At 70.6% G+C, this 26,268-nt stretch carries 19 protein-coding genes and 1 pseudogene; 11 read left to right on the forward strand and 9 right to left on the reverse strand.

Annotated features, from left to right (window positions below):
• Positions 1 to 71 precede the first annotated feature (71 nt).
• Positions 72 to 728, reverse strand: coding sequence for a DUF2218 domain-containing protein (locus tag N4G66_RS07240; protein ID WP_261703123.1), 657 nt, complete (start codon positions 726 to 728; stop codon positions 72 to 74).
• A gap of 234 nt (positions 729 to 962) precedes the next feature.
• Here N4G66_RS07240 and N4G66_RS07245 point away from each other — a divergent pair, with 234 nt between their 5' ends.
• A complete protein-coding gene (locus N4G66_RS07245) occupies positions 963 to 1,646 on the forward strand; it encodes a TetR/AcrR family transcriptional regulator (RefSeq protein ID WP_261703124.1) in 684 nt (227 codons plus the stop codon).
• A 385-nt stretch (positions 1,647 to 2,031) separates the two neighbouring features.
• Positions 2,032 to 3,597 carry a multicopper oxidase family protein gene (locus N4G66_RS07250; protein ID WP_261703125.1) on the forward strand — a complete coding sequence of 522 codons (1,566 nt, stop codon included), beginning with the start codon at positions 2,032 to 2,034 and terminating at the stop codon, positions 3,595 to 3,597.
• A 129-nt stretch (positions 3,598 to 3,726) separates the two neighbouring features.
• Here the strand turns inward: N4G66_RS07250 and N4G66_RS07255 are convergent, their stop codons facing one another.
• Positions 3,727 to 4,476: an SDR family NAD(P)-dependent oxidoreductase gene (locus tag N4G66_RS07255; RefSeq protein ID WP_261703126.1), complete on the reverse strand. Its 750-nt coding sequence runs from the start codon at positions 4,474 to 4,476 to the stop codon at positions 3,727 to 3,729.
• A gap of 205 nt (positions 4,477 to 4,681) precedes the next feature.
• Positions 4,682 to 4,963: a hypothetical protein gene (locus N4G66_RS07260; RefSeq protein WP_261703127.1), complete on the reverse strand. Its 282-nt coding sequence runs from the start codon at positions 4,961 to 4,963 to the stop codon at positions 4,682 to 4,684.
• 120 nt (positions 4,964 to 5,083) lie between these two features.
• Here N4G66_RS07260 and N4G66_RS07265 point away from each other — a divergent pair, with 120 nt between their 5' ends.
• Positions 5,084 to 5,824 (forward strand): methyltransferase domain-containing protein, encoded by a 741-nt coding sequence (locus N4G66_RS07265; RefSeq protein WP_261703128.1) that lies wholly within the window; start codon positions 5,084 to 5,086, stop codon positions 5,822 to 5,824.
• 38 nt (positions 5,825 to 5,862) lie between these two features.
• On the opposite strand, the gene N4G66_RS07270 is transcribed toward N4G66_RS07265, so the two are convergent.
• Positions 5,863 to 6,285 carry a secondary thiamine-phosphate synthase enzyme YjbQ gene (locus N4G66_RS07270; protein ID WP_261703129.1) on the reverse strand — a complete coding sequence of 141 codons (423 nt, stop codon included), beginning with the start codon at positions 6,283 to 6,285 and terminating at the stop codon, positions 5,863 to 5,865.
• A 258-nt stretch (positions 6,286 to 6,543) separates the two neighbouring features.
• On the opposite strand from N4G66_RS07270, the gene N4G66_RS07275 reads away from it, so the two are divergent.
• Positions 6,544 to 7,632, forward strand: coding sequence for an NAD(P)/FAD-dependent oxidoreductase (locus tag N4G66_RS07275; protein WP_261703130.1), 1,089 nt, complete (start codon positions 6,544 to 6,546; stop codon positions 7,630 to 7,632).
• A 209-nt stretch (positions 7,633 to 7,841) separates the two neighbouring features.
• Here N4G66_RS07275 and mltG read toward each other — a convergent pair.
• Together mltG and N4G66_RS07285 are read right to left on the reverse strand one after the other, a co-directional pair.
• A pseudogene (mltG, locus tag N4G66_RS07280) lies at positions 7,842 to 8,675 on the reverse strand (endolytic transglycosylase MltG); the annotation flags it as partial.
• 44 nt (positions 8,676 to 8,719) lie between these two features.
• Positions 8,720 to 10,519 (reverse strand): ABC transporter ATP-binding protein, encoded by a 1,800-nt coding sequence (locus N4G66_RS07285; protein ID WP_261703131.1) that lies wholly within the window; start codon positions 10,517 to 10,519, stop codon positions 8,720 to 8,722.
• A 131-nt stretch (positions 10,520 to 10,650) separates the two neighbouring features.
• On the opposite strand from N4G66_RS07285, the gene N4G66_RS07290 reads away from it, so the two are divergent.
• Entirely contained in the window at positions 10,651 to 11,106 is a 456-nt protein-coding gene (locus N4G66_RS07290; RefSeq protein ID WP_261703132.1) for a MarR family winged helix-turn-helix transcriptional regulator, read from the forward strand.
• 348 nt (positions 11,107 to 11,454) lie between these two features.
• Positions 11,455 to 14,394, forward strand: a complete 2,940-nt coding sequence (locus N4G66_RS07295) for an FAD-binding and (Fe-S)-binding domain-containing protein (protein WP_261703133.1) — start codon at positions 11,455 to 11,457, stop codon at positions 14,392 to 14,394.
• A gap of 142 nt (positions 14,395 to 14,536) precedes the next feature.
• Here N4G66_RS07295 and N4G66_RS07300 read toward each other — a convergent pair whose 3' ends face one another.
• Both N4G66_RS07300 and N4G66_RS07305 read right to left on the reverse strand, forming a co-directional pair.
• Positions 14,537 to 16,189, reverse strand: a complete 1,653-nt coding sequence (locus N4G66_RS07300; RefSeq protein ID WP_261703134.1) for a peptide-N4-asparagine amidase — start codon at positions 16,187 to 16,189, stop codon at positions 14,537 to 14,539.
• A gap of 343 nt (positions 16,190 to 16,532) precedes the next feature.
• Positions 16,533 to 17,282 carry a L,D-transpeptidase family protein gene (locus N4G66_RS07305; protein ID WP_391858770.1) on the reverse strand — a complete coding sequence of 250 codons (750 nt, stop codon included), beginning with the start codon at positions 17,280 to 17,282 and terminating at the stop codon, positions 16,533 to 16,535.
• Positions 17,283 to 17,502: 220 nt separating this feature from the next.
• Here N4G66_RS07305 and N4G66_RS07310 point away from each other — a divergent pair, with 220 nt between their 5' ends.
• The 4 genes from N4G66_RS07310 to N4G66_RS07325 all read left to right on the forward strand — a co-directional run bounded on the left by N4G66_RS07310 (position 17,503) and on the right by N4G66_RS07325 (position 22,574).
• Positions 17,503 to 19,371, forward strand: coding sequence for an ABC transporter transmembrane domain-containing protein (locus N4G66_RS07310; RefSeq protein WP_261703135.1), 1,869 nt, complete (start codon positions 17,503 to 17,505; stop codon positions 19,369 to 19,371).
• Positions 19,368 to 21,194, forward strand: a complete 1,827-nt coding sequence (locus N4G66_RS07315; protein ID WP_261703136.1) for an ABC transporter ATP-binding protein — start codon at positions 19,368 to 19,370, stop codon at positions 21,192 to 21,194. The genes N4G66_RS07310 and N4G66_RS07315 overlap by 4 nt, the downstream gene beginning before the upstream one ends.
• Before the next feature lie 597 nt (positions 21,195 to 21,791).
• Positions 21,792 to 22,262 (forward strand): DUF5709 domain-containing protein, encoded by a 471-nt coding sequence (locus tag N4G66_RS07320; protein WP_261703137.1) that lies wholly within the window; start codon positions 21,792 to 21,794, stop codon positions 22,260 to 22,262.
• 36 nt (positions 22,263 to 22,298) lie between these two features.
• Positions 22,299 to 22,574 (forward strand): type B 50S ribosomal protein L31, encoded by a 276-nt coding sequence (locus N4G66_RS07325; protein WP_261703138.1) that lies wholly within the window; start codon positions 22,299 to 22,301, stop codon positions 22,572 to 22,574.
• Between the two features lie 224 nt (positions 22,575 to 22,798).
• Here the strand turns inward: N4G66_RS07325 and N4G66_RS07330 are convergent, their stop codons facing one another.
• Positions 22,799 to 23,593, reverse strand: a complete 795-nt coding sequence (locus N4G66_RS07330; RefSeq protein WP_261703139.1) for a metal-dependent hydrolase — start codon at positions 23,591 to 23,593, stop codon at positions 22,799 to 22,801.
• Between the two features lie 145 nt (positions 23,594 to 23,738).
• Between N4G66_RS07330 and N4G66_RS07335 the strand changes: the two genes are divergently transcribed.
• Complete coding sequence (locus N4G66_RS07335) at positions 23,739 to 26,252, forward strand: DEAD/DEAH box helicase (protein WP_261703140.1); 2,514 nt, start codon at positions 23,739 to 23,741, stop codon at positions 26,250 to 26,252.
• Positions 26,253 to 26,268: the final 16 nt, after the last annotated feature.

Genomic DNA, 26,268 nt, shown 5'->3' on the forward strand with positions numbered 1-26,268 from the left:
GTCACGGCAGGACGGACTTCCGGGGTCACGGGTCACGCGGGTCACACCGTGACGGGATACGGGTCACGCGGTCAGACAACGCCGCGATTCTTGTCGTAGCGCCGAGGCATGCGACGGACGGCGAACCCGCCCACCAGCGCGACCTTCACCAGAACGACCGCGAGGAGACCGCCGACGGCCCATCCGGTCCACCGCCAGTTCGACAGGAGAACACCGCCCAGCCCCAGGTGTACGACCAGGACGAGTACGACGACGGCCACGAGGCCCATCGCCCTGAAGTGACCGCGGCGTGGCACGGCCTCCCCCGCCGGAGACTGGGCGGCAACTGCGGCGGCGACTGCGAGAGGCAGCGCGGGCGTCTCCGGGGATTGCCAGTGCACCCGCAGTCCGTCGCGTCGGCCGAACCTCTCGATGTGTCCGGCGACCAGATCCTGAAGCCGCCTCAGATCGTCGTCCGCGGCTGCCTCGACATGCAGAGACAGCACTCCGGGCGTGACCCGCAGAGTGATTCGACCCCAGGCGAGGACGACTTTCCCTTCGATGTCGGACCACTCGGCCTCCGCCTGCTCCGCGACGGTCCGCATGTCACGTAGCGCCTGCTCATCACCGCCCGCGTGGCCGTGGAGCCGGTGACCGAGGTGGCGGCCCTTGTTGGAGAAGTGCCGGCAGAGCTGGACGAGGTAGCGGCTCGGCCGGTCCGTCACGACGAGGGCTTCAGCGGTTGGCATGGGGTTCCTTTGTGCGGCCTGGTGACGTACAGCTCCTCCGGCCCACGCAGGACGGGACCGGGGGAGGGAGCGGAGCAAGGGAGCAGAGCAAGGGGAAGCAGGGCGGGTCTGGCCCTGTCGCGCTCTCCCGTCCGTCCTGACCGTCCGGGTTCCCGGACGCCTTCAGTTTTATCGAGACACATTGTCTCTGTCAATGCAAAGTGTCACGACAGCGCCGGACCGTACACTGAAGCCGTGCCCAAGCTCTGGAACGAGACGATCGACGCACACCGCGCCGCCGTACGGAATGCAGTCCTGGAAACCACCGCGACGCTGGTCGCCGAGAACGGACTGACGTCGGTGACGATGTCGCGGATCGCCAAGGACTCCGGGATCGGCCGCGCCACGCTGTACAAGTACTTCCCGGACGTCGACTCGATCCTTCTCGCCTGGCACGAGCGGCAGATCGGCCACCACCTCGACCACTTGGCCGAGGTCCGGGACCGGGCCGAGGGTGCCGGCGAGCGTCTCGAAGCAGTGCTGCGAGCCTTCGCCCTCATCTCCCGCGCATCACGCAGGCACCACGACGGCGACCTCGCGGCGTTCCTGCATCGCGACAGCCAGGTCGCCGAGGCGCAGCAGAGGCTCCACGGCATGATCGAGGAACTCCTGACCGAGGGCGCGCAGGCCGGAGTCATCCGCGGCGACATCGCGCCCGGTGAACTCGCGAGCTACTGCCTGCACGCCCTGACCGCCGCCGGCGACCTGCCGTCCGAGGCCGCGGTGCACCGCCTCGTCGCGGTCACCCTGGCCGGCATGCGTCCCAGCGCCACCGACACGGCGGAAGCTCCCCATCACACCGACGGCGGCACCACCCATCCGCCGCATCACCACGGCCCCGAAGGGCACCGCCGCTCCACCCATGGTCCGCTCGGCTGATTCTTGATCGACGGTTCCGGGGCACACATACCCATGCAGGGTATGGTGGCGGTCCTAGCTCGCAGGAAGTGCGGACGCCCCTGATGACGGTACGAAAGTTGCCCTGGGCCCGGTTCGGTGGCGCCGCCCGCTGGGGTCGCTGTCTGATCGTCACACCATGCCGCCTGGCCGCCTCACCGCTCCGCCATGAACTCCCCGACCCGACCGTCAGAACGATGTCGACGGCTCCGCCTCACATCATGTCGGAATCCGTCTGCCGACCTGCCGTTCCTCTCTCGACCGCGCACATAGGCCGCGCACCACGGCTTCCGGCGTCCCGCGACGCCGCCCAGCCGTGTGTGGACCGTCCCTGAACGCCTGTCGCGCATCGAGAAGAGGACTTTTCGTGAACAGCATCAACCGTCGCTCCGTCCTCGCCGGACTGGGAGCGGCAGGTACCGGCCTGCTCGCCGCCTACGGCAACGACGCCTCCAACAGTCCCTCCCTCCTCAGCCCCTCCGGTTCCCAGGTCGCCCACGCGGAGAAGAAGCGGAGCGGTACGGGCAGGGTTCAGAGCCTCAACGTGACCTCGGCGCCCGCCACCCTCGACCTGGGCGGCGGCGTCCTGGCCAAGTCCTGGGCCTTCAGCGGTCAGGTCCCCGGCAAGGAGATCCGTATCTCCGCCGGCGACACGCTCGCCGCCGAGCTGTCCAACCAGCTGCCGAACGCCACCACGACGTCCATCCACTGGCACGGCATCTCGCTGCCCGGCGACATGGACGGCGTACCGCCGGTCACCCAAGCCCCGGTGCGAGCCGGATCCAGCTTCACGTACCGCTTCATCACCAACACCCCTGGCACGTACTTCTTCCACCCGCACGTGGGCGTCCAGGTCGACCGCGGTCTGTACGCCCCGCTGATCGTCGAGGACCCCAAGGAGCCGCTGTCGTACGACGACGAGTGGGTCGTCGTCCTCGACGACTGGCTCGACGGCGTGACCGGGACGCCCGACGATGTCTTCGCCGAGCTCAGCCATCGCTCGCCCGGCATGGACATGAAAAGCACCGGCTCGAAGGGCCCGACGTCCTCACCGCCCCCGTCCCCGTCCGCGTCCTCCGGCGACGGCACGTCGACGAGGTTCAGGCTCAGCGGCGCCTCCAGCCCCCTGCTCGGCAGCGACGCCGGGGACGTGAACTACCCGTACCACCTGGTCAATGGGCGAGTGCCGACCGACCCGGCCGTCTACACCGGCAAGTCCGGCAAGCGTGTGCGCCTCAGGATCATCAACGCGGGCGCCGAGACCGCCTACCGGGTGGCGCTCGGGGGCCACAGGATGACCATCACCCACACCGACGGTTTCCCCGTCGAGCACCAGGAGGTCGACGCTCTGCTGATCGCCATGGGCGAGCGGTACGACGTTCTGGTCACCCTTCAGGACGGCGTCTTCCCGCTCGTCGCGGTCGCCGAGGGCAAGGACGTCGCCGGGATGGCTGTGGTGCGGACCGGATCGGGAAGGACGCCGGAGCCGACCGTGCGGCCGGCCGAACTGGACGGCCGGATGGTGACCGCCGCACAGCTGCGCGCGAGCGACGACGTACGGCTGGAGTCGAAGGATCCCGACCAGGTTATCCGCGTCGAACTGACCGGCAGCATGCGCGCGTACGACTGGGCCATCAACGGCAAGCAGTTCGACATGGCCGACCCGACCGCGAACCAGCTGCTCGTCCAGGAGGGCCAGCGGGTCCAACTCGACTTCGTCAACGCCACGAAGATGTGGCACCCGATGCACCTGCACGGCCACACCTACCAGCTCGACAGCACCGGCCCGCGCAAGGACACCACCATCGTGCTGCCCAGGTCGAAGGTGTCCGTCGTCTTCGATGCCGACAACCCCGGACAGTGGATGCTGCACTGCCACAACGCCTATCACAGCGAGGCCGGGATGATGGTGCTCTTGGCCTACGGAGCCTGAGCGTTCGGTTCCCCGCATGGGCGGAGCCGACCGACGGCGCTCGCTCTCCCGTCGTGCGGGCCACCGGGCGTGCCCCCAGTGGTCCGTACGACAGCCGATGCCCATGCCGCTCCCGTCCCGCCACCCGCCCTACCGCCCCGTCTTCCGCTCGCGCAGCCAGCTCTCGAACTCGACGGCGACGATCCGCTCGTCGTGCACGCCGGCCGCGTCGTCGGATGCCAGCCAGACGATGGGCGGGCCCATCACCGTGGGGTCCAGGAACGTCCGGCCCTCCCCCGGCACGGCGTCCGGGGGCAGCATCCCCGTGACGGTCGCGCCTCCGGGAAGCAGCCGGTTGACCGTGACACCGCTGTCCCGCAGGTCGGCGGCCATGATCCGGGACAGTGACTCGCTGCCGGCGCGCGAGGGCCCGTAGGGGACGAACCCGGCCCGGTGCATCGTCGTTTCGCTCACCGAGATGTTGACGATGCGACCGCCGCCGGGGGTGGCCAGCATCCGCGGTACGACCTCGCGCGCGACCAGGAAGTAGCCGGTCAGATTGGTCTCCACGACCGCACGGAAGCCGTCGACCGGTACCTCCCAGAAGCCCTGCGGGCGTGTCATGAAGTGCGGGTCGACGGTACGCATGCCGATCCCGGCGTTGTTCACCAGCATGTCGATGCCGCCGAGCCGCGTCTCCGCCAGGTCGACCGCCCTCGCCACCGAGGACTCGTCCCGCACGTCCAACTCGATGCCGATCGCACCCGGCAGCCCGGCGGCGACCGAACTCGCCCGACGACCGGATCGCCCGGTCAGCGCCACGGTCGCCCCCGCCTCGGCCAGAGCGGACGCCATGGCCAGTCCCAGCCCACTCGTCCCGCCGGTCACCAGCACCTTCATGGGGCTCCTCCCTCTCCGGGAACGACAGGCCCACGACACCGAGCCGGTCTCCTCAGCAACACCGCCGCACCGATCACCGTGACGCTAGGGCGTGGAGCGAACTCGAAGTCAAGCGACCGACCATGCCAAGGCCACGGCTCTGCATGGGCAGTTGGCACACCGAGGGCCACCGAGAACACCCGGGTTCACCCGGGTTCACCGGGGTTCACCGGGGTTCACCGGGGTTCACCGGGCATCCTGGCAGTCGCACGGGCCGGAGATCCATCAGCCACGACGTGATCACCGTGACCACGACCAGTTCGCCGGTGACGGAGCGGCCCAGCCAGACCGGCCAGGTCCCCTCGCCCTCGGTGCAGAAGGAGACCGGATCGCCACCGGTCTCCACGTCGGTGGCACGTAGGCAGCCGTCCGTGACGAACTCGGTGGCGCTCTCGTCGCCCTCCTCGTAGTGGCGTCGGATTTTCCCGGACAGCACCTTCCATCTCAAGGCGTCGGCGAAACCCGCCGCTGGCGCCGTCGGTGCCGAAGCCGTAGGCGTGGCCGTCCAGAAGGAATCGGAGCGTATATGCGTCGACAGGGCCCGCCGCGCCCGCCAAAGTGGCCTCCCATGACGAGCAGCGAACTGTGGAGCCGTGCGACCGCCGACCGCTACGACGCCGAGGAGAGCGAGAACTCCTCGGCCGCCGCTCTCGCACCGGCTCTCGCCTTCCTCGCCGAACTCGCCGGAGAAGGCCGGGCACTTGAGTTCGCCATCGGAACCGGACGAGTGGGCGTCCCGCTACGGGAAAGCGGCGTGCCGGTCGCGGGCATCGAACTGTCGGAGCACATGGCGGCCGTCCTGCGGCACAAGCTCGACGAGGACACGCTCCCGGTCACCATCGGGGACATGGCCACGACCGTCGTCCCCGGCGAGTTCACCTTGGTCTATCTCGTCTACAACACGATCACGAACCTGCTCACGCAGGACGAACAGGTCGAGTGCTTCCGCAACGCCGCACGCCATCTGACGCCTGGCGGCCGATTCGTCATCGAGCTCGGTGTTCCGCCGCTGCGGTTCTTGCCTCCCGGGCAGGTCGCAGTGCCGTTCGACGTCGCCGAACGGCACCTAGGCTTCGACACGTTCGACCTCGTCGAGCAGATCCTCGTCTCGCACCACCTCACCCGCGACGGCGACGACGGCCGCTATCGCCGCGACGCCTCCCGGCACCGGTACGCGTGGCCGGCGGAACTCGACCTGATGGCACGGATCGCGGGGCTCGAACTGGAACGGCGCGTTGCGGACTGGGACGGGGCGCCCTTCACCCAGGACTCCGCGAAGCACATCTCCGTGTGGCGCAGGCCGGCCTGAGGCCGTGGACCGGCCCCGCAGTCCTGGCCGCTCCCGGGCTACCCGAGAAACGACAACCGCACCTCACGGTTCGGATTGTCCCGGTTCGTGTCCACGAGGCACACCGACTGCCATGTCCCCAGCTCCAGACTTCCGTCCACCACCGGCAGCGTCGCGTGCGGCGGGACGATGGCGGGGAGGACGTGGTCGCGGCCGTGGCCGGGGCTGCCGTGACGGTGCTGCCAGCGGTCGTCCGCGGGAAGCAGGGAGTGCAGTGCGGTGAGGAGGTCGTCGTCACTGCCGGCGCCTGTCTCGATGATGGCGATTCCGGCGGTGGCGTGCGGGACGAAGACATTCAGGAGACCGTCGCGGCCCGCCGCGACCTCACGGAGGAAGGCCTCGCAGTCGCGGGTGAGGTCGACGACCGCCTCCGACGAACCGGAGGAGATGTTCAGGACCTGCGTGGTGAAGGCATCGGACATGCCTCAATCCTCTCCCATACGCCGGATTCCGCACACGATCGAGGCCGCCGCGGGGCCGGGCGGTGCGGTACCCGTGCACCCCGCAGACGTTGCGGGCGGCGCAGGCTCTCGCGCACGGTGCCGTCGGGGAACCGGACCCCGGCCCGGGACGACGGCGCGGTCAGCCCGTCGCGAGCGGCCCCCGACGCGGCTTCGTCGGGTGGCTCACACGAGGCGTCCGAGGGGAAGATCCCGGAACCCGGTCCGGTTGGTAGAAGCGTGAATGACACCGGGGTACGCGCGCGTGAAGTCGATGTGGTCGTCATCGGCGCCGGCCAGGCCGGTCTGGCCGCCGCCCATCACCTGCGGCGCACCGGCTTCGAGCCCGAGCGGGACTTCGTCGTGCTCGATCACGCGCCGCACCCCGGCGGAGCCTGGCAGTTCCGCTGGCCGTCGCTGACGTACGGCAAGGTGCACGGGATGCACTCCCTGCCCGGCATGGATCTCACGGACGCCGACCCGGACCGCCCGTCCTCCGAGGTCGTCTCGGAGTACTTCGACGCCTACGAGCGCGCCTTCGACCTACGGGTACGGAGGCCGGTCGACGTCACGGCGGTCCGGGAAGGACCCGGTGGGCGGCTACTCGTGGAGAGCGGCGACGGTACGTGGTCGGCCCGGGCGCTGATCAACGCGACGGGCACCTGGGACCGCCCGTTCTGGCCCCGCTATCCGGGCCAGGAGACCTTCCGCGGACGGCAGTTGCACACGGCGCAGTATCCGGGCCCGGAGTGGTTCGCCGGGCGGCGTGTGATCGTCGTGGGCGGCGGCGCCTCGGGCACCCAGCATCTGATGGAGATCGCTTCCCACGCGGCCGAGACCACCTGGGTCACCCGGCGCCCCCCGGTCTTCCGCGAGGGCCCCTTCACCGAGGAGTTCGGCCGGGCCGCCGTCGCTCTCGTCGAGGAGCGGGTCCGGCAGGGTCTCCCGCCCCGGAGCGTCGTCTCGGTCACCGGGCTGCCGCTGAACGACGCGATCCGGCAGGCGCTGGCCGACGGTGTGCTTGACCGGCGCCCGATGTTCGACCGGATCACCCCGGACGGCGTGAGGTGGCCGGACGGGCGGCACGTGGACGCCGACGTGATCCTGTGGGCGACCGGTTTCCGGGCCGCCATAGACCATCTGGCGCCGCTGCGGCTGCGCGAGCGCGGCGGCGGCATACGCGTCGAGGGAACGCGTGCGGTCGCCGATCCGCGGATCCACCTGGTCGGCTACGGGCCTTCGGCGAGCACGATCGGCGCCAACCGGGCCGGACGGGCCGCCGTGCGGGACATCCGGCGACTGCTGGCGGACGTGCCGGTCGCCGTGTGATGCCCGCCCTCCCATCAGTTCGTCGGAGTCACCGCGGATGTGACGGCGGATGTGACCGCGGGAGAAGTCAAGGGCGGGACCGCGGGAGAAGCCACGGGCGGGACCGCGGGAGAAGCCACGGGAGAAACGCTGGGAGAGGCCGCGGGTGGGGCCGTGGGGGAAACAACCGGAGAGTCCATGGGAGAGGCCGTTCGTGATGCCGTTCGTGATGCCGTGGGGGACGCGCTCCTGTGGTTCCGGTTGAACTCGGCGACGTTGCGCTGGTGCTCCTCGTAGCTGGCCGTGAAGCGCGTGTCGCCGGGCTTGACCGTGACGAAGTACAACCAGCCGCCCGGGGGCGGGTTGATCGCGACACGCATCGCCTCCTCGCCGGGGTTGGCGATCGGCGTGGGCGGCAGGCCCATGCGCCGATAGGAGTTGTACGGGCTGTTCAGCCTTGTGTCGGCCTGGCTGGTGCTCAAGGTGGAGCGGTTCAGTGCGTAGTTGATGGTCGAGTCCATCTGCAACGGCATACCGCGCTCCAGGCGGTTGTAGACGACCCGGGCCACCTTGCCCATGTCCGCCTTGGTCGCCGCTTCCGCCTGTGCGATGCTCGCGATGGTGACGGCCTGGTAGACGTTCATCGCGTTGCGCTGCGCGCCGGCCGCGATCGGCGCTCCGTTGAACTTCTTGTTCGCGGTGTCGACCATGAACCTCAGCATCGACTCGGGAGTCGCCTTCTCGCCGATCGGATAGGTCGCCGGGAAGAGATAGCCCTCAGGGTTGCCCCGGGCGTCGTTCGGAAGCTTCAGTTTGGCTTTGGCCAGGGACTTCTTGGCCGTGCCGGCGGGCACCCGGAGGGCCTTGTCGACAGCCGCGTAGACCTGTCCGGAGCGCCAGCCCTCCGGAATGACGAGCGACGTCGGGCGCGCGTCGCCGTCTCCCATGCTCAGCAGCGGCACCGCCACGGCGGTGGCCGCCACGACGGCTCCGGTCGCGATGAGGGCGCCCCGGCCCCGGCGCGTCAGTCGAATCGTGCTCCGTGGCGGAGTGTTCATCTGCATAACGGGCACGGTAGCCCTCTAATGCCCGCAAACCCGGCATATCGTCATCTTGTCGGCTCCAATTGGGCGTCCCGGTGGACGAGCGCGGCGTAGCGCCCCTCCTGCGCCAGCAGCTCTTCGTGCGTACCGCGCTCGACCGCGTGGCCCGAGTCGAGGACGACGATCTGGTCCGCGCTTCGGATCGTGGACAGCCGGTGCGCGATGGTGAGTGTGGTGCGGTTGGCCGACAGGGCGTCGATGGCCTCCTGGACGGCGTGCTCCGTGCGGGTGTCCAGGGCGCTGGTCGCCTCGTCGAGGATGAGCACGGGCGGATCGCGCAGGATCGTGCGGGCGATGGCGAGGCGCTGCTTCTCGCCGCCGGAGAACCGGTGGCCGCGCTCACCGACGACCGTGTCGTACCCGTCGGGCAGCGACGCGATGTGGTCGTGGATCTGGGCCGCCCGTGCCGCCCCGTGCAGTTCCTCGTCGGTGGCGTCCGGCTTGGCGAAGCGCAGGTTCTCGGCGACCGAGGCGTGGAAGAGGTACGTCTCCTGGGAGACGACGCCGATCGCGCGCGCGAGGGTGTCGAAGTCGAGGTCGCGGACGTCGACCCCGTCGAGGGTCACGCGCCCGCCCGTGACGTCGTACAGCCGCGGCACCAGGTAACTGAGCGTGGACTTGCCCGAGCCGGTCGGTCCGACGACGGCGAGGCTGCCGCCGGCCGGGACGGTGATGTCGATGCCGTCGAGGATCGGGGCGCCCTTGTCGTCGTAGCGGAACTCGACGTCCTCGAAGCGGATCTCACCCTTGACCTGGTCGAGGTGGACGGGGTTCTCGGGCTCGGTGATGTCGATGGGCAGGTCGAGGTACTCGAAGATGCGCTGGAACAGCGCGAGCGAGGTCTGGATCTGCACACCGGTGGACAGCAGGCTGACCGTCGGCCGGAACAGGCCCTGCTGGAGCGAGACGAAGGCGACGAGCGTGCCGATCGATATCGAGGGGCCGCCGAGCTGAAGGGCGACGCCCGCGGTCCAGTAGATGACGGCGGGCATGGCGGCCATGACGATGCCGATGACGGACATGCGCCAGCGTCCCGCCATGTTCGACCTCACTTCGAGGTCGACGAGGCCCTCGGACTCCTCCGCGAAGGACTTCGTCAGCGAGTCGGCCCGGCCCATGGTGCGCCCGAGCAGGATGCCGCTGACGGAGAGCGATTCGGTGACGGTGGCGGCCATCGCCGCCATCTGCTTCTGACGCTGGGTGGTGATCTTCTTGCGTTCGTTGCCGACCCTGCGGCTGATCCACACGAACACCGGCAGGAGAAGCAGGGAGACGAGGGTCAGGCGCCAGTCCAGGGCCACCATCGCGACGATCGTGGCGACCACACTGGTGAGGTTGGAGACCAGTGAGGTGGCGGTGGAGGTGACGGTCGCCTGCATGCCGCCGATGTCGTTGGCGATGCGGGACTGGACCTCGCCCGTGCGCGTCCTGGTGAAGAAGGCGAGCGACATGCGCTGGAGGCGGCCGTAGACCGCGGTGCGCAGATCGTGCATCACGCGCTGGCCGACGGTCGTGGAGATCAGGGTCTGCAGGACGCCGAAGACGCCGCTCAGGACGGCGCTCAGGATCATGCCGAGGGCGAGCAGGGTCAGCAGACCTGTACGCCCTTCGGGGATCGCGGTGTCCAGGATCGCCTTCAGCAGGAAGGGCGTGGCGACGCCCACCAGGGACGCGGCTCCCACCAGGACGCCGACGATCGCGAGGCGGCCACGGTAGGGCCGGAAGAGACTCAGGATGCGGCGCACTTGCCGTGGCTGTTCCTTGTCGGCAGGCGGGGGGCTCCAGGTCGGCTGTTCGGGACGCAATGGACTCCTAGGAAAACGGGACGACGGGGGAAATCGGACTACGAGGACATCAGTGAGGATCCGACGACTGACGGAGCCTAGCTCATTGTTACCTATACTCACAATGAACGGCATCCTGATATTGTTCCCGTATGACCACCCCCGATGCCGACGGCCTGCTCGCCGAGCAGTTGCTGCGTCTGACGCGCCGCGTGCACCGCATCCAGAAGCGCCATCTGGAGCAGCGCGAGCTGGGCATCACCCCCGCGCAGTCACGGCTGCTGCGTACGCTCGCGCATTACAGCTCACCGCCCCGAATGGCCGATCTCGCGGAGCGTCTCGAAGTGGTGCCGCGGGCTGTGACCACGCTGGTCGACGGCCTGGAGGCGAGCGGCAAGGTGCGCCGGGCACCCGATCCCACCAACCGCCGGGTGATCCGGATCGAGGTCACGGACGAGGGTCGCAAGGCGCTGAGGGAGCTGCGCGCCGCGCGCCGCGGCGCCGCGGAGGAGATCCTGGCTCCATTGACGGACGAGCAGCGCGAGGTGCTCGGCGGGCTGCTGGACACCTTGGTGGACGGCATGCCGAGGGTGGAGCACCGCTGCTGAGACGGCTCAGGGGGCGGAGGAACGCCGCCGAGACGGCTCGGCGCGGAGCACCGCTGCTGAGACGGCTCAGGGCGGAATGCCTCCCGCTGAGCCGGTTCTGGGCGGTGCCACGCCGCCGGGGCGGCTCGGGGTGGAATGCCGCCGCGGGCCGGTCGAGCACGGTGCACCGCGCCGCGCCGCCGGTCGGCAGCCGGGTGGCCGACTCGGTCGCCCGCCGCTGGACCGGTTGACGGCGCACCGCGGCGCCGCCGGTCAGCGGCCGACCCGGTAGGCCGGCGCCGCCGGTCGCCCGCGGCAGGCGGACGACCGGGCAGCGCTGCTCGGTGACCCCGTGAGGAGTGGTGCGCGATGCCTCTGCTGGAGCCCGACCCCGACGCACTGCGGCCCGACACGCGCCCCGAGGCCCCCGCGGCCGACCGGGTTCCCGAGGACCGGGCCGAGGGCACCCCCGAGCCGATGCGCGGTGAACTGACCGCACTGCTCGGCGCCGACAAGGTACTGACCGGGATCTCCGACCTCGTGCGGTACGCCTCCGACGCCAGCCCCTACCGCTTCGTGCCGCGGGTCGTCGTGGTCCCCGAGGACATCGACGACATCTCGGCCGTGCTCTCGTACGCGCACGGCAAGGGCCGCGAGGTGGTGTTCCGCGCGGCCGGGACCTCGCTCAACGGTCAGGCGCAGGGCGAGGACATCCTCGTCGACGTACGCCGGCACTGGACGGGGGTCGAGGTCCTCGACGGAGGCGCGCGGATCCGGATCGCTCCGGGCACGACCGTCGCCCGCGCCAACGCCGCGCTCGCCCGGCACGGGCGCGTGCTCGGTCCCGATCCGGCCAGCGCGATCGCCTGCACGGTCGGCGGCGTGGTCGCGAACAACGCCTCCGGAATGACCGCGGGCACCACCCGCAACGCGTACGTCACCCTCGCCTCGCTCACGTTCGTGCTGCCGACCGGCACGGTCGTGGACACGGCCGAGCCGGACGCGGACGAGCGTCTGGCACACGCGGAACCGGCCCTGTGCGCCGGGCTCATGGAGCTCAAGGCGGAGATCGGGTCGGACGCCGGACTGGTCGACCGCATCCGCGCCAAGTACGCGATCAAGAACACCAACGGCTACCGCCTGGACGCCTTCCTCGACGGTGCGACACCCGTCGAGATCCTGCGGGGCCTGATGGTCGGCTCGGAGGGCACCTTCGGCTTCATCTCGGAGGTCGTCTTCGACACCCTGCCCCTGGACCGCCGGGTGTCCGCCGCGCTGCTCTTCTTCGGCTCACTGCCGGCCGCGGCAGCCGCTGTGCCCCTGTTCACCGCCGCGGGCGCCTCGGCCGTGGAGCTGATGGACGGCAACACACTGCGTGCCTCGGTGAGCGTCGAGGGCGTGCCCGGCGACTGGGCCGCTCTGCCCGGTCCGACGACCGCGCTGCTCGTCGAGTTCCGCGCTCCGGACGAGGCCGCGCAGGAGGTCTACGAGGAGCGGGCCCGCGTGGTGCTGGAGGGGCTCCCCCTGGTGTCGCCCGTACCCTCGGTGACGAACTCGCTCACCCGCGATCAGCGGACCGTCGCCGGCTACTGGAAGGCCCGCAAGGCGTTCGTCACAGCGGTCGGCAGCGCTCGCCCGTCCGGTACGACGCTGATCACGGAGGACTTCGCGGTGCCGCCCGATCGGCTCGCCGAGGCCTGCGAGGCGCTGCTGGAACTCCAGACCCGGCACGGCTTCGACGCCGCCGTCGCGGGCCATGCCGCCCACGGCAATCTGCACTTCCTGCTGGCCTTCGACGCGTCCGAGCCGGCCGACGTGGAGCGGTACGCCGCCTTCATGGACGCGTTCTGCCGGCTCACCGTCGAACGCTTCGACGGCTCGCTGAAGGCCGAACACGCCACCGGACGCAACATCGCGCCCTTCCTGGAGCTCGAATGGGGGCCCAGGGCAACGGAGTTGATGTGGCGCACCAAACGGCTGATCGATCCGGACGGAGTGCTCGCGCCGCGGATCGTGCTCGACCGTGATCCGCGCGCTCACGTGCGGGGCCTGAAGACGATCCCGCGCGTCGAGACGATCGCCGATCCCTGCATCGAGTGCGGCTTCTGCGAACCGACCTGCCCCAGCAAGGACGTGACGACCACACCGCGCCAACGGATCGTGCTGCGACGGGAGATGATGCGCCAGCCCGGCGGCTCCCCGGTCGAGGACAGACTCCTGGAAGCGTACGGATACGACGCCGTGGACACGTGCGCGGGCGACTCGACCTGCAAGCTCGCCTGCCCGGTCGGCATCGACACGGGCGCTTTGATGAAGAAGTTCCGGCACGCGCGGCACTCACCGCGCGAGGAGAAGGCGGCCGCGCTGGCCGCGCGGCACTTCCGCGCGCTCGAGGGCTCCGCACGGCTGGCCGTCGCCGCCCTGGACCGGATCGGCGACCGGCGGGTGAACGCCGTGACGCGGGCCGTACGCAAGGCCGTACGCCCCGATCTCGTGCCTGAGTGGCTGCCACGGATGCCAGGAGCCGCCTCCGCCATGCCCGGTACCGCGCGCGTCGGGGCGGTCGCCGTCTACTACCCGGCCTGCGTCAACCGCATCTTCGGCGGTCCGGGAGACGTGTCGCTCGCCCAGGCCGTCGTCGCGGTCTCCGCACGCGCGGGAAAGCCCGTGTGGATTCCGGACGATGTGTCGGGGACGTGCTGCGCGACGATCTGGCACTCCAAGGGATACGACACGGGCAACGCCGTGATGGCCAACCGCGTCGTCGAGGCCGCCTGGGGCTGGACCGCCGGCGGCAGACTGCCGCTCGTCGTGGACGCCTCGTCCTGCACGCTCGGCATCGCGCGGGAGGTCGTACCGTATCTGACCGCCGACAACCGGGAGTTGCACGCCGGGCTGCTGGTCGTGGACTCGCTGGTGTGGGCCGCGGAGGAGCTCCTCCCCCACCTCACCGTGCACCGTACCCTCGGCTCCGCGGTGCTCCACCCGACCTGCTCCATGCGGCACTTGGACGACGAGGCACAGTTGCGCGCGGTGGCCGAGGCGTGCGCCGACGAGGTGGTGGTGCCCGACGACGCCGGGTGCTGCGCCTTCGCGGGCGACCGCGGAATGCTCCACAGGGAACTCACCGAGTCGGCCACACGCAAGGAGGCGGAGTTCGTGACCTCCCGCGACTTCGACGCGCATCTGTCGGCCAACCGCATGTGCGAGGTGGGCATGGACCACGCGACGGGCCGCGGCTACTACTCCGCCCTGCTGGCGCTGGAGCACGCCACCCGCCCCGGCGTCCGGCGGGCCGACCGGTCCTGATGCGAACCGGTCGGCCCGCCGGTAGCCGTGGCGCAGACCTCCGTCCGCTACTCGCCCTGGCCCCGGACGGCCGTGAGTCGCGCGGCCGGCCGGCGCGGGCGGCCGATGTCCGCGACGTCCCGCACACCGCGGACGGCCGGGCTCAACAGCGGACGCGGTCCTCCGTGAGCACCCCCTGCACGGTGACCAGGGAGCGGTCGTAGCAGCCGGCCGACCCGTACAGCCGATAGCGTTCGCTCGTCGTGGCGACCGCGTGGCGCTGGTCGCGCGGCACGTTCGCCGTGTACGTCGCGTCGCCCGTGTAGGTGTCGTCGAGCCGTGACCAAGCGGTGCGCAGGCCTCCCGCCGTCTCGGCCACGGCGGCCCGGTCGCCGAGCGTCAGGACGGTCCGCAGCCGGTCGTCCGCACCGAGGGTCGTCGTGCCGTCCATCGTGTACGTGCGCCGGGTTCGCGTCGTCGCGGCTGGTCCGCGTCCGTCGAATGTCACCGCCTCGTCGTCGGTCCATGTCGCCCTGAGGCCGTCCGTGTCCTCACCAGCGGTCCAGCGGTGCACGGAGCTGTGTGCCAGGGTGCGGCTGACCGTTGTCAGCACCCGGCCGTGCGAGGTGTCGAGGTATCCGGCGACCGTCAGCCGGTGCCTACCCGTGGTGTCGACTCGGTTCTCCGAACCGGGTGTGTACGTCGAGGAGTTGGCGAGGTCGCCCGCCTCGGCCCGGGTGAGGGCACCGCTCACGTGGGCGCGCCGCGCGTCCTGCCAGACGAGCACATTGACCGGCAGACTCCAACCGGTCTGCCCCTCGGGAACTCCCACGACGGAGACGTCGATCCGGTGCGGACGCCCGTCGTCGAGGAGTCCGGCGAACGGAGTCAGGTCGTACTCGATGGGCCTGACGTCGAAGGCGCGGGGCCCCGGAATCACGTACCAGAGGAAGGGGTTGGACCAGCCACCCGTCCACACGGTCGGGAACGGCTGGGCGATTCCGGCGAGTTGGCCGTCGACCTTGATCTGCACCTCGCGGTAGGGGCCGTTGTCCGCCTTGCAGGAGTACGGTGCCGTGTCCGGGACCGTCAGATACCAGAACTCCTCGCAGCCGCCCCCGGACCCGGTCGCGTACACCTCGGCGATCACGCGCTCGCTGTTGCGCGGGGTGGTCAGGGTGCCGTCCTGGAGGGTCAGGACGCGGTCGGGAGTCGTGGCGGGCCTGCCCGCGTAGAACGTCAGCGTGGCCTTGACGTCGAGAACGCCGGTGTACGTGTCGTCGACGACGTTTCCGATGAGCATCTCGACGTCGCGGCTCCGCCGGAACGTGTCGCTGTAGCGCGTCACGTCCTTCTCGACGGACCACGCGATCCCGTCGGGCGACGGCTCCGGGGTGGACGTACGGAGGATCTCCACTCCTCCGACGTGCAGATATCCGAGGCGGTCGAACTGGCGTCCCTTGACCTTGCCTTCGAGCCGGAGCACGACCTTGCTCCAGTGGTCGCCGCAGCCCGTCGGCGGGGTGTACGTGCCCGTGTAGGGCGTGAAGTCGCGGAACTGCGCCTCCGCGAGGGTCACTTCACAGGACGGTGCGGCGTACCTGCCGACAGGCGGGGCAGCGGTGACGGGGTCGTGCCAGTCGCTGCCGAACTCGGCGGGCACGTCGGTCGATCGAGCGTGGGCCGGCACGGCGGAGGCCGCGGGCACAGGAGCCGCGACGGACGCGGTGGCCGCCGGAGCCGGACCCGCTCCGAGGAGGGCGCTCGCCACGAGGACCACTCCGGTGAGCATGGACATGATGACCGGTTTACTCATGTGCGGTGTTCTACGGGGCCGTTGAGCTGACCGCAATGGTGCACCGGGCCGCTGGGCACCGCGCCCGGGGCTTGGGCAAGCTTGCGACTTTGGCGGCACCCGCAGGGACGAGCATGCGACTTGGGCGGCGCCCACCGCCTTGGACGGGCATGCGGCTCGGACGGAGCTCGCGGCTTGGACGGCATCCGCAGGGACGAGCATGCGACTTGGGCGGGCTTGGGCGACGGATCGGGGCGCGGCACACCGGGCCGACAGCGAACCCGGACCGCTCGGTGCCCCGCCTCGCGCCTCCGCCCGGTTCCGGCACGGGCCCCACCGGCTTCCGGCACGGACCCCCGGCCCGCTAAGCCTTCAGGTCCGCCTTGTCCCCCATCACCACGACAGGGTGCTGATCCGGGTCGAGTGTGCGCAGCAGGTATTCCATGGCGGGCTTGGACAGGCTCACGCACGCCGACGTGCCGCTTCCGTGGTCCATGTGCAGCCAGATACCGCCACCCTTCTCGTCGCCCCACGGGCGGGTCGGGTCGTCCGGCGGATTGCCCTTGAGTCGGTTGTAGTCGATGGCGATGACGTAGTCGAAGTCGTGCCAGTGCGACTTCGCCCAGTAGTGCGGCGCCTGGAAGCCCTGCGACTGCGTGTACGGCAGCCGGGCGCCCGGGTCGTCGAGCACTCCACCGGCGTCGCTGAGCGTGAACACTCCCACGGGGCTCCGCTTGTCGTCCTCGTGATGGTCGGCCGTCCAGCCCTTCTTCCCGTTGTGCGCGGCCCAGCTCCGGGTCTTCTCCCACGTCGTACCGGACTTCGTGTACAGCACGGCCGTGGAGTTCGCGGAGTCCTTGCCCTCGCCGTAGACCGCCAGGACCTGGCGGGAATCGGACGGAATCCGCCGCTGGAGCCGGTCACCCACATCGGGGATGCGTTTCGGGTCGACCGGTGGCACGCTCGTTCGGGCGACCGCGCCACCGGCCCCCGCCTGTCCCTTCGCACCGCTCCCGCTTCCGCCCCCCGAGCCACCGCAGGCCGAGAGGGTGACGGCGACGGCCCCGCAGACCATGACGGCGAGCCCCGTACGCATCGCACCGTTCTTTCGCATGCCGCCCATCCTCGCATCACGTCTCGGGCGAATCACCCTCCCCCGGCTTCCGGCCAGTCACGGTCGCTCCGGGCCGGTTCCTTGCCCCGGAGCGGAAAACCGTTTGCTTTCGACCACGCTGCGACGCGAACCTTTCACGGTTTGCTGCCGGCCCCCGCGGCCGGACGGTTGCCGAAATCCGCGGCTCCCTCCATTCCCTGACACGAGCCACTGGGACGTCATGCAGATCCAAGACCTTCCGTATCCCGACCCCGGTGTGCCCGACGCGCGCTCGGGTTCCCGATTCCTGTGGTGGCTCGGGCGGAATCAGCTCGGCGGACAGTTCAAGGCCCTGGCCTGGGGTCTGCTGCACTTCCTGGCCGTCTCCGCACTGCCGTTCTGCGTCGGTCTGGCCGTCCAGGCCGTCGTCGACCACTCCGGCACCCGGCTCGCCCTGACCGGCGCGCTGATGGTGTTGTGCGGCGTGTGCATCGCCCTGGGCGACACCATGCTGCACCGCACCGCGGTCACCAACTGGATCACCGCGGCCGCGCGCGTGCAGCAACTGCTGGCCCGCAGAACCGCGCTGCTGGGCTCCGCACTGACGCGTCGCGTCGCGGCGGGCGAGGTGGTCGCCGTATCCACCGGCGACGTCGAGAAGATCGGCTGGTTCGTGGAGGGCATGTCCCGGTTCACGGCGGCCGCCGTGACGGTGGTCCTGGTCTGCGTGGCCCTGGTCGTCTACCAGCCGGCGCTGGGCGTGATCGTCGCCGTGGGCGTGCCCGTGCTGGCGGTGTCCGTGCTGCCGCTGCTGCCCCGCGCCACCCGGCGCGCCGACTTCCAGCGGGAGAAGGCGGGCCGCGCCACCGAACTGGCCTCCGACACCGTCGCGGGCCTGCGGGTGCTCCGCGGCATCGGCGGCGAGGAGCTCTTCCTCGACCGCTATCGCCGCGCCTCCCAGGAGGTCCGCCGGGCCGCCGTGCGCAGCGCCCGTATGTGGGCGCTGATCTCGGCGATCCAGGTGCTGCTGCCCGGTCTGCTGATGATCGCCGTTGTCTGGCGCGGTGTGCACTTGGCCCGCGACGGACGGATCACGGTCGGCGAACTGGTCACCGTATACAGCGCGGTGATGCTACTCGCGTACCCTTTGCGGCATTTCGAAGAGATTGCCATGGCCTACTCCTTCTCGCGTCCGTCGGCCCGGCGAGCCGCCCGGATCCTGTCCCTGGAACGGGCCATGGACAGCGCTGGATCGCTCGCCGCGGACATCCCGGGCGGCGATCTGTACGACCCCGCGACCGGGCTGCTCGCTCCCGCGGGCCGGCTCACCGCCGTGGTGTGCGGCGACCCGGACGCGGCGGGGCTGCTGGCAGAGCGGCTCGGCGGCCATGCCGGCGAGCCGGGCGAGGAGGTGCCCGTCAGGGGCGCGCCGACCAGCAATTCGGTGGTCCTCGGGGGCGTACCGCTGGACGAACTGCCCCTGGAGTGCGCCCGTACCGCCGTCCTCGTCCAGGACAAGGACCCGGTGCTGCTGTCCGGCTCGCTGCGCGAGCTGCTCGACGTGCCCGCGTCGGGTCTCGTGAGCGCCGAGGCAGCCCTGTCCGCCGCGCAGTGCGGCGACGTGCTGGACGCGCTCGCCCAGGGCTCGCTGGACGCCGAGGACCCGATGGACGCCCGCATCACGGAACGCGGGCGCAGCCTGTCCGGCGGCCAGCGCCAGCGGCTCGCGCTGGCCCGGTCCCTGATCACGGATCCGGAGGTACTCGTCCTGGACGAGCCGACGTCCGCGGTCGACTCGCACACCGAGGCCCGGATCGCGGACGAAGTGCGCTCCCTGCGCGCCGGACGCACAACCGTGATCTTCACGTCCTCACCGCTCCTCCTGGACCAGGCGGACCGGGTCGTCCTGGTCCACGACGGCGAGGTCGTCGCGGTCGGCGTGCACCGCGAACTGGTGCACAGCGAACCGCGATACCGGGCCGTGGTGACCCGGGAGACCGAGGAAGAGTCCGCCGTCCAAGCCGCGGAACGGACCGCTCTCGGCGGCGTGCCCCTGGAGGACGCGGCCGTTCTGGACGGCGTACTGGAAGAAATCGAGGAGACCGCATGATCGGCGTGGCGCCACCGGCGTACGACCCGGCCGCCCCGACGACGGCGAACACGCTGCCTGTCGGCGCGCCCGCGACCGTACGCGCCTACGTGACCGAGCTGTTCCAACGGCACCGAAAGGCCTTCCTGCTCCTGGTCGCCGTCAACACCGTGGCCGTCGTGGCCTCGATGGCCGGGCCCTATCTGCTGGGCTCGGTCGTCGAACGCGTCTCGGACCACGCACGCGAACTCCATCTGGAGGCCACCGCAGCCTGTTTCGTCGTCGCGCTCGTCGTCCAGGCCGTGTTCGTACGGCAGGTGCGGCTGCGCGGTGCGATGCTCGGCGAGCGGATGCTTGCCGATCTGCGCGAGGACTTCCTCGTACGGTCGGTCGGTCTGCCGCCCGGCGTGCTGGAACGGGCCGGTACGGGCGACCTGCTGTCCCGCATCACCACCGACATCGACCGGCTCGCCAACGCGATGCGCGAGGCCGTGCCGCAGCTGGCCATCGGTGTGGTGTGGGCGGCGCTGCTGCTCGGCGGACTCGCCGTGACCGCCCCGGCGCTCGCCCCCGCCGTGCTTGTCGCCGTTCCCGTGCTGGTGGTGGGGTGCCGCTGGTACTTCAAGCGCGCGCCGTCCGCCTACCGCTCCGAGGCGGCCGGCTACGCCGCCGTCGCCGCCGTCCTCGCCGAGACGGTCGACGCCGGACGTACCGTCGAGGCCCACCGCCTGAGCAGGCGCCGCATCGAGCTGTCGGACCGTCGGGTCCAGGAATGGACGGCGTGGGAGCGGTACACGCTCTGGCTGCGGTCGGTTCTCTTCCCGGTTGTCAACGTCACGCATGTGACCGTGCTCTGCTCGGTCCTGATGATCGGCGGGTTCCTCGCGCTCCAGGGCTGGATCGGGGTGGGCCAGCTGACGACGGGCGCGCTGATCGCGCAGATGCTCGTCGACCCCGTAGGGCTGATCCTGCGCTGGTACGACGAGCTGCAGGTCGCCCAGGTCTCGCTGGCACGGCTGGTCGGTGTCCGGGACATCGAGCCGGACGCGGGCGATCCGGCCGTGGCTCCGGACGGACGTGACGTCCACGCGGACCGGGTGCACTTCGGCTACCACGAGGGCGTGGACGTGCTGCGGGAGGTCTCGCTGGCGGTCGCGCCCGGCACCCGGCTCGCCCTGGTCGGCCCGTCCGGCGCGGGCAAGTCCACACTGGGCAGGCTGCTCGCCGGGATCTACGCGCCCCGGGACGGCCGGATCACGCTCGGCGGCGCCGAACTGTCCCGGATGCCCGCTGAGGCGGTCCGCACGCACGTGGCCCTGGTCAACCAGGAGCACCACGTCTTCGTGGGCTCCCTGCGCGACAACCTCCTGCTCGCCGTCCCTCCATCCCGGCAGCGCACGGACGAGGAGGCTCCGGCCGATGGTGTCGACTCCGTCGACGCCCGGCTGTGGGCCGCTCTCGGCGCGGTCGACGCGGACGGCTGGGCCCGGGCGCTGGACGACGGTCTCGACACCGAGGTCGGCTCGGGCGGGTTCGCGCTCACTCCGGCCCAGGCCCAGCAGATCGCGCTGGCCCGGCTGGTACTGGCCGACCCGCACACCCTGGTCCTGGACGAGGCGACCTCGCTCCTGGATCCGCGGGCGGCCCGCCATCTGGAACGCTCGCTGGCCCGCGTCCTGGCGGGCCGAACCGTCGTCGCCATCGCCCACCGCCTCCACACCGCCCATGACGCCGACGTCATCGCCGTCGTGGAGAACGGCCGCATCAGCGAACTCGGCAGCCACGAGCAGCTGGTAGCGGCGGACGGAGCCTACGCGGCGCTGTGGAGGTCCTGGCACGGGTGAGCGGGGTGCCCTGCCGGGATCACCGGCCGGGCGGGGTGCCCTGCGGACACCACCGGCCGCCCCGTGTGAGCCGGATGCCGAGCGGGGCCACAGGACTGCCGCACACGAGCCGAGTGCCGACCGGAGCCACCTTGCCGCCGCACATGAGCCGAGTGCCGACCGGGGGCGTCCGGACCATGCGGCATCGGGCCGGTCCGTTCCCGCCCTCACGGCGGGCCGGACCGGCGCAGAACCGTCCGCTCGGCGCAGCGCGCCGGTGTCCTCCCGCAGCTCAGCGGCGTGGGCCGACGGCAACCGGCCCCGGTAGTGAGCTCGGCCGGTGCGGTCCGGCTTCTCGCCGGGAGCGGAGTCGCGCCCGCCCTCGGCGCACCCCGCAAGAGGGCGGCCGGGCCGGACGTCGGCCCTTGTGGCGCTGCTGGTCGGCCCCTGTGGCGTTGCGCGGTGCCGAAGGGGGGTGGAAGTCTGGACGTGGGCACCCGCTCGGGGGACTCCCGGGAACCACCCGGTTCGCGCGGGGCGACACCTGTGTCCTCGGGCCCGCGCGCCCGTCGTCGAGTACGGCGGCTCCGGTCCCGTCCTCACCCCCTGGAGGTACCCGTGGACAGCGCCGACGGATGGGGAGACGACGTCTACCAGCCCGACGGATCCGAGGTACAGGACGACGCGGGGCTGCTCGACGCCGAGGACACACTGGTCACCGACGGCGTCAGTGACCCCCTGGACCGTGGCTGGTCCCCGCCGGAGCGGCCGTGGGCGGTGGAGCACCGCGGGGTGACCGCCTCGGAACGCCGGGCGGGCGAGACCCTGGACCAGCGCCTCGCCGACGAACTGCCCGACATCGCCGAACCCGACGGAGACGGCATCGGCGACTGCCAGGGCACCGACGGAGAGCCCCTCGACAACGAAGTGGGTGCGCTGCGCTCCGGCCGTCTGGTGGCCCCGAACGAAGGAGCGCACGAGGACGAGGAGAGCGGGCTCATCGCCACGGACATCGGCATCGACGGCGCCGCGGCGTCGGCGGAGGAAGCCGCGATGCACATCGTCGACGAGGACGCCGTGTCCGGCTGACCGACCCCTGTATCGCGCCTGCCCCAAGGAGTTCCCATGCAGCAGGACAAGCAGCCCGACTACCACCCCGTGGTCTTCCGCGACCGCACCGCCGGCTACGCCTTCCTCACGCGCTCCACCGCGACGAGCGACCGGACCATCGATTGGGACGACGGCGAGACCTACCCGGTCGTGGATGTCGAGATCTCCTCGGAGAGCCACCCGTTCTACACGGGCAAGGCCCGCACGGTGGACTCGGAGGGCCGCATCGCCCAGTTCGAGCGACGGTTCGGAGGCGCGGAGCAGGGGTCCGGCACCGGGGAGAACGGCTGAGCGGTACGGGCGCCATCCCCTGAGTGATGGACGTCCCGCCGCCCGAGCCGGGCACCCGGACGGACCGCCGCTCCCGCCACCGCCCGCGGACACCGCGGGCCCGAGCCGCCCGGTGCCGGCCGGCGAGACCGATGAAGCCGAGCGCCGGGGCGGCCAGGGCGGCACCGGCCGCCGACGTGGCCCGGGAGGAGCCGAGCGCCGACGTGGCCCGGGGGCCGCCGAACTCAGATGAAGTTCAGAGCCGCCGCGCAGCCCACGGCGCCCAGCAGCATGAACACCGGCGTCAGCACCTTGAGCTCGACCCAGCTGCCCGCGCGAAAGCGCATCGCCTTGGGCGGGCCTATCGGGTACCAGCGCTTGCGGCCGACCGGGATGGGCCACAGGATCGGGCAGCCCGACACCGTCAGCGCGTCCCCGATGCAGTGCACCAGGGCGCCGAGGACGACCGGCAGTCCGAGCCACAGGTACTCCTGGCCCGGCGCCGTGAACAGCCAGTTCGCGCCGTTGCCCGGCTTGTCCAGGGTTTGCGCGAGGATCCACGAGGTCGTCGCGGCGAGCAGCCAGACCAGTATGTCGCTGCTGGAACCGCGGGCGGCCCGCCACAGCAGACCCTCGATGGCGAGCACCATGTGCACGAAGAGAATGGCCAGGACCGCCCAGCGGCCGCAGGTGATCGCCAGCACCGCAGTACCCGAGCCGATCATCACCGCCCACAGCCAGGTATGGGTCAGCGTGCGGTGACCGCCGCTGCGCCGGGGGTCGCCCGCCTTCCTGGTCCCCTTGTAGGCGGCATAGGAGAGCTTGTCGACGATCTCGCACAGCCTTCGCGACACCGGTCCGAAGGCGTTCGAGATGGTGGCGGCCTTGTGGTCCAGGTCCGGGGCGAGAGCGGCGCCGGCGCAGATCAGGGCGCCGACGAGCAGGACCGGCCAGGGCATGGTGTGGCCGGCTGCGGCGGCCGCCGCTCCGACGCCTAGCCAGGCCGCAGCCCCCGACAGTGAGTGTGCTGGTCCCATCATGGCCGTTCCCCGCCCCATTCCTCTTGTACCGCTGTCCAGTTGTCCGTGCACGCTGAAGCGTCGCCGGCGCCACAGCGTAGCGGTCGTGATCTTTCCCCGAGCATCCGATTCCCCCATCACGTGTATCGACAGGCAAGATGGGGGCGTGACCCTTATCGATCAGCTGCCGCAGACCGCAGACCCCGACGCCCTCTACGAAGCCTTCGAGTCGTGGGCCGGGGAACGCGGTCTCACGCTCTACCCCCATCAGGAGGAAGCGCTGATCGAGGTGGTCTCGGGTGCGAACGTGATTGTCTCGACACCCACAGGCTCGGGCAAGAGCATGATCGCCGCCGGTGCGCACTTCGCCGCGCTCGCCCGGGACGAGGTCACCTTCTACACGGCGCCGATCAAGGCGCTCGTCTCGGAGAAGTTCTTCGAGCTGTGCAAGATGTTCGGCACCGAGAACGTCGGCATGCTCACCGGCGACGCCTCCGTGAACGCCGACGCTCCGGTGATCTGCTGCACCGCCGAGGTCCTGGCGTCCATCGCGCTGCGGGACGGCAAGCACGCCGACGTCGGTCAGGTCGTCATGGACGAGTTCCACTTCTACGCCGAGGGCGACCGGGGCTGGGCCTGGCAGATCCCGATCCTGGAACTTCCCCAGGCGCAGTTCATCCTGATGTCGGCGACACTCGGCGACGTCTCGATGTTCGAGAAGGACCTCACACGACGCACCGGCCGCCCCACCTCGGTGGTCCGCTCGGCGATCCGGCCCGTCCCGCTGTCCTACGAGTACGTGCTCACTCCGCTGACGGAGACGCTCACCGAACTGCTCGCCACCAAGCAGGCCCCGGTCTACATCGTGCACTTCACCCAGGCGCAGGCCGTGGAGCGGGCGCAGGCGCTGATGAGCATCAACATGTGCACGCGCGAGGAGAAGGACCGGATCGCCGACCTGATCGGCAATTTCCGCTTCACCACCAAGTTCGGCCAGAACCTCTCGCGCTACGTACGTCATGGGATCGGTGTGCACCACGCCGGCATGCTGCCCAAGTACCGGCGGCTGGTGGAGAAGCTGGCCCAGGCCGGTCTCCTGAAGGTCATCTGCGGTACGGACACCCTCGGTGTCGGTGTCAACGTGCCCATCCGCACGGTGCTGTTCACCGCGCTGACGAAGTACGACGGCACGCGGGTGCGCACGCTGCGCGCCCGTGAGTTCCACCAGATCGCCGGCCGGGCCGGGCGCGCGGGGTTCGACACGGCGGGCTACGTCGTGGCTCAGGCGCCGGAGCACGTCATCGAGAACGAGAAGTCGCTCGCCAAGGCGGGCGACGATCCGAAGAAGCGCCGCAAGGTGGTGCGCAAGAAGGCTCCCGAGGGCTTCGTCGGCTGGACGGAGACCACCTTCGAGAAGCTCATCACCTCCGATCCCGAGCCGCTGACCTCGCGCTTCCGTGTGACGCACACCATGCTGCTCTCGGTGATCGCCCGGCCCGGCAACGCCTTCGAGGCGATGCGGCATCTGCTGGAGGACAACCACGAGCCGCGAAAGCAGCAGCTGCGGCACATCCGGCGGGCCATCGCGATCTATCGCTCGCTCCTCGACGGCGGCGTCGTCGAGAAGCTCGACGAGCCCGACCCGACCGGCCGCATCGTGCGGCTCACCGTCGATCTCCAGCAGGACTTCGCACTCAACCAGCCCCTGTCGACGTTCGCGCTCGCCGCGTTCGAGCTGCTGGACCTCGAATCCCCCTCGTACGCCCTGGACATGGTGTCCGTCGTGGAGTCCACGCTGGACGATCCTCGGCAGATCCTCGCGGCCCAGCAGAACAAAGCCCGTGGCGAGGCCGTGGCCGCGATGAAGTCCGACGGCGTCGAGTACGAGGAGCGCATGGAGCGGCTCCAGGACGTGTCGTACCCCAAGCCGCTGGAGGAGCTGCTCTTCCACGCGTACAACACCTACCGCACGAGCCATCCGTGGGTCGGCGACCACCCGCTGTCGCCGAAGTCCGTCATCCGTGACATGTACGAACGGGCAATGACCTTCACCGAGTTCGTCTCCAACTACGAGCTCGCCCGCACCGAGGGCATCGTCCTGCGCTACCTGGCCAGTGCCTACAAGGCCCTTGAGCACACCGTCCCGGACGACCTCAAGTCCGAGGACCTGGAGGATCTGATCGCCTGGCTCGGCGAGATGGTGCGCCAGGTCGACTCCAGCCTCCTCGACGAGTGGGAGCAGCTCGCCAACCCCGAGGTGGTGACGGCCGAAGAGGCCCAGGAGAAGGCCGACCAGGTCAAGCCGGTAACCTCGAACTCCCGTGCCTTCCGTGTTCTCGTCCGCAACGCGATGTTCCGCAGGGTCGAGCTGGCCGCGCTGGACCATGTCCGCGAACTCGGCGAGATGGACGCCGACGCCGGCTGGGACGCCGACGCGTGGGGCGAGGCGATGGACAAGTACTGGGACGAGTACGAGGACCTCGGTACCGGTCCCGACGCTCGTGGCCCCAAACTGCTGTCGATCGTGGAGGAGCCGCAGAACGGACTGTGGCGCGTCCGTCAGACGTTCGCGGACCCGAACGGCGACCACGACTGGGGCATCAGCGCGGAGGTCGACCTCGCGGCCTCCGACGCCGAGGGCCGTGCCATCGTCAAGGTCACCGACGTCGGACAGCTGTGAGCACAGGAGAATCCCA

Source organism: Streptomyces rhizosphaerihabitans, assembly GCF_025399795.1.
Taxonomy (GTDB): domain Bacteria; phylum Actinomycetota; class Actinomycetes; order Streptomycetales; family Streptomycetaceae; genus Streptomyces; species Streptomyces rhizosphaerihabitans.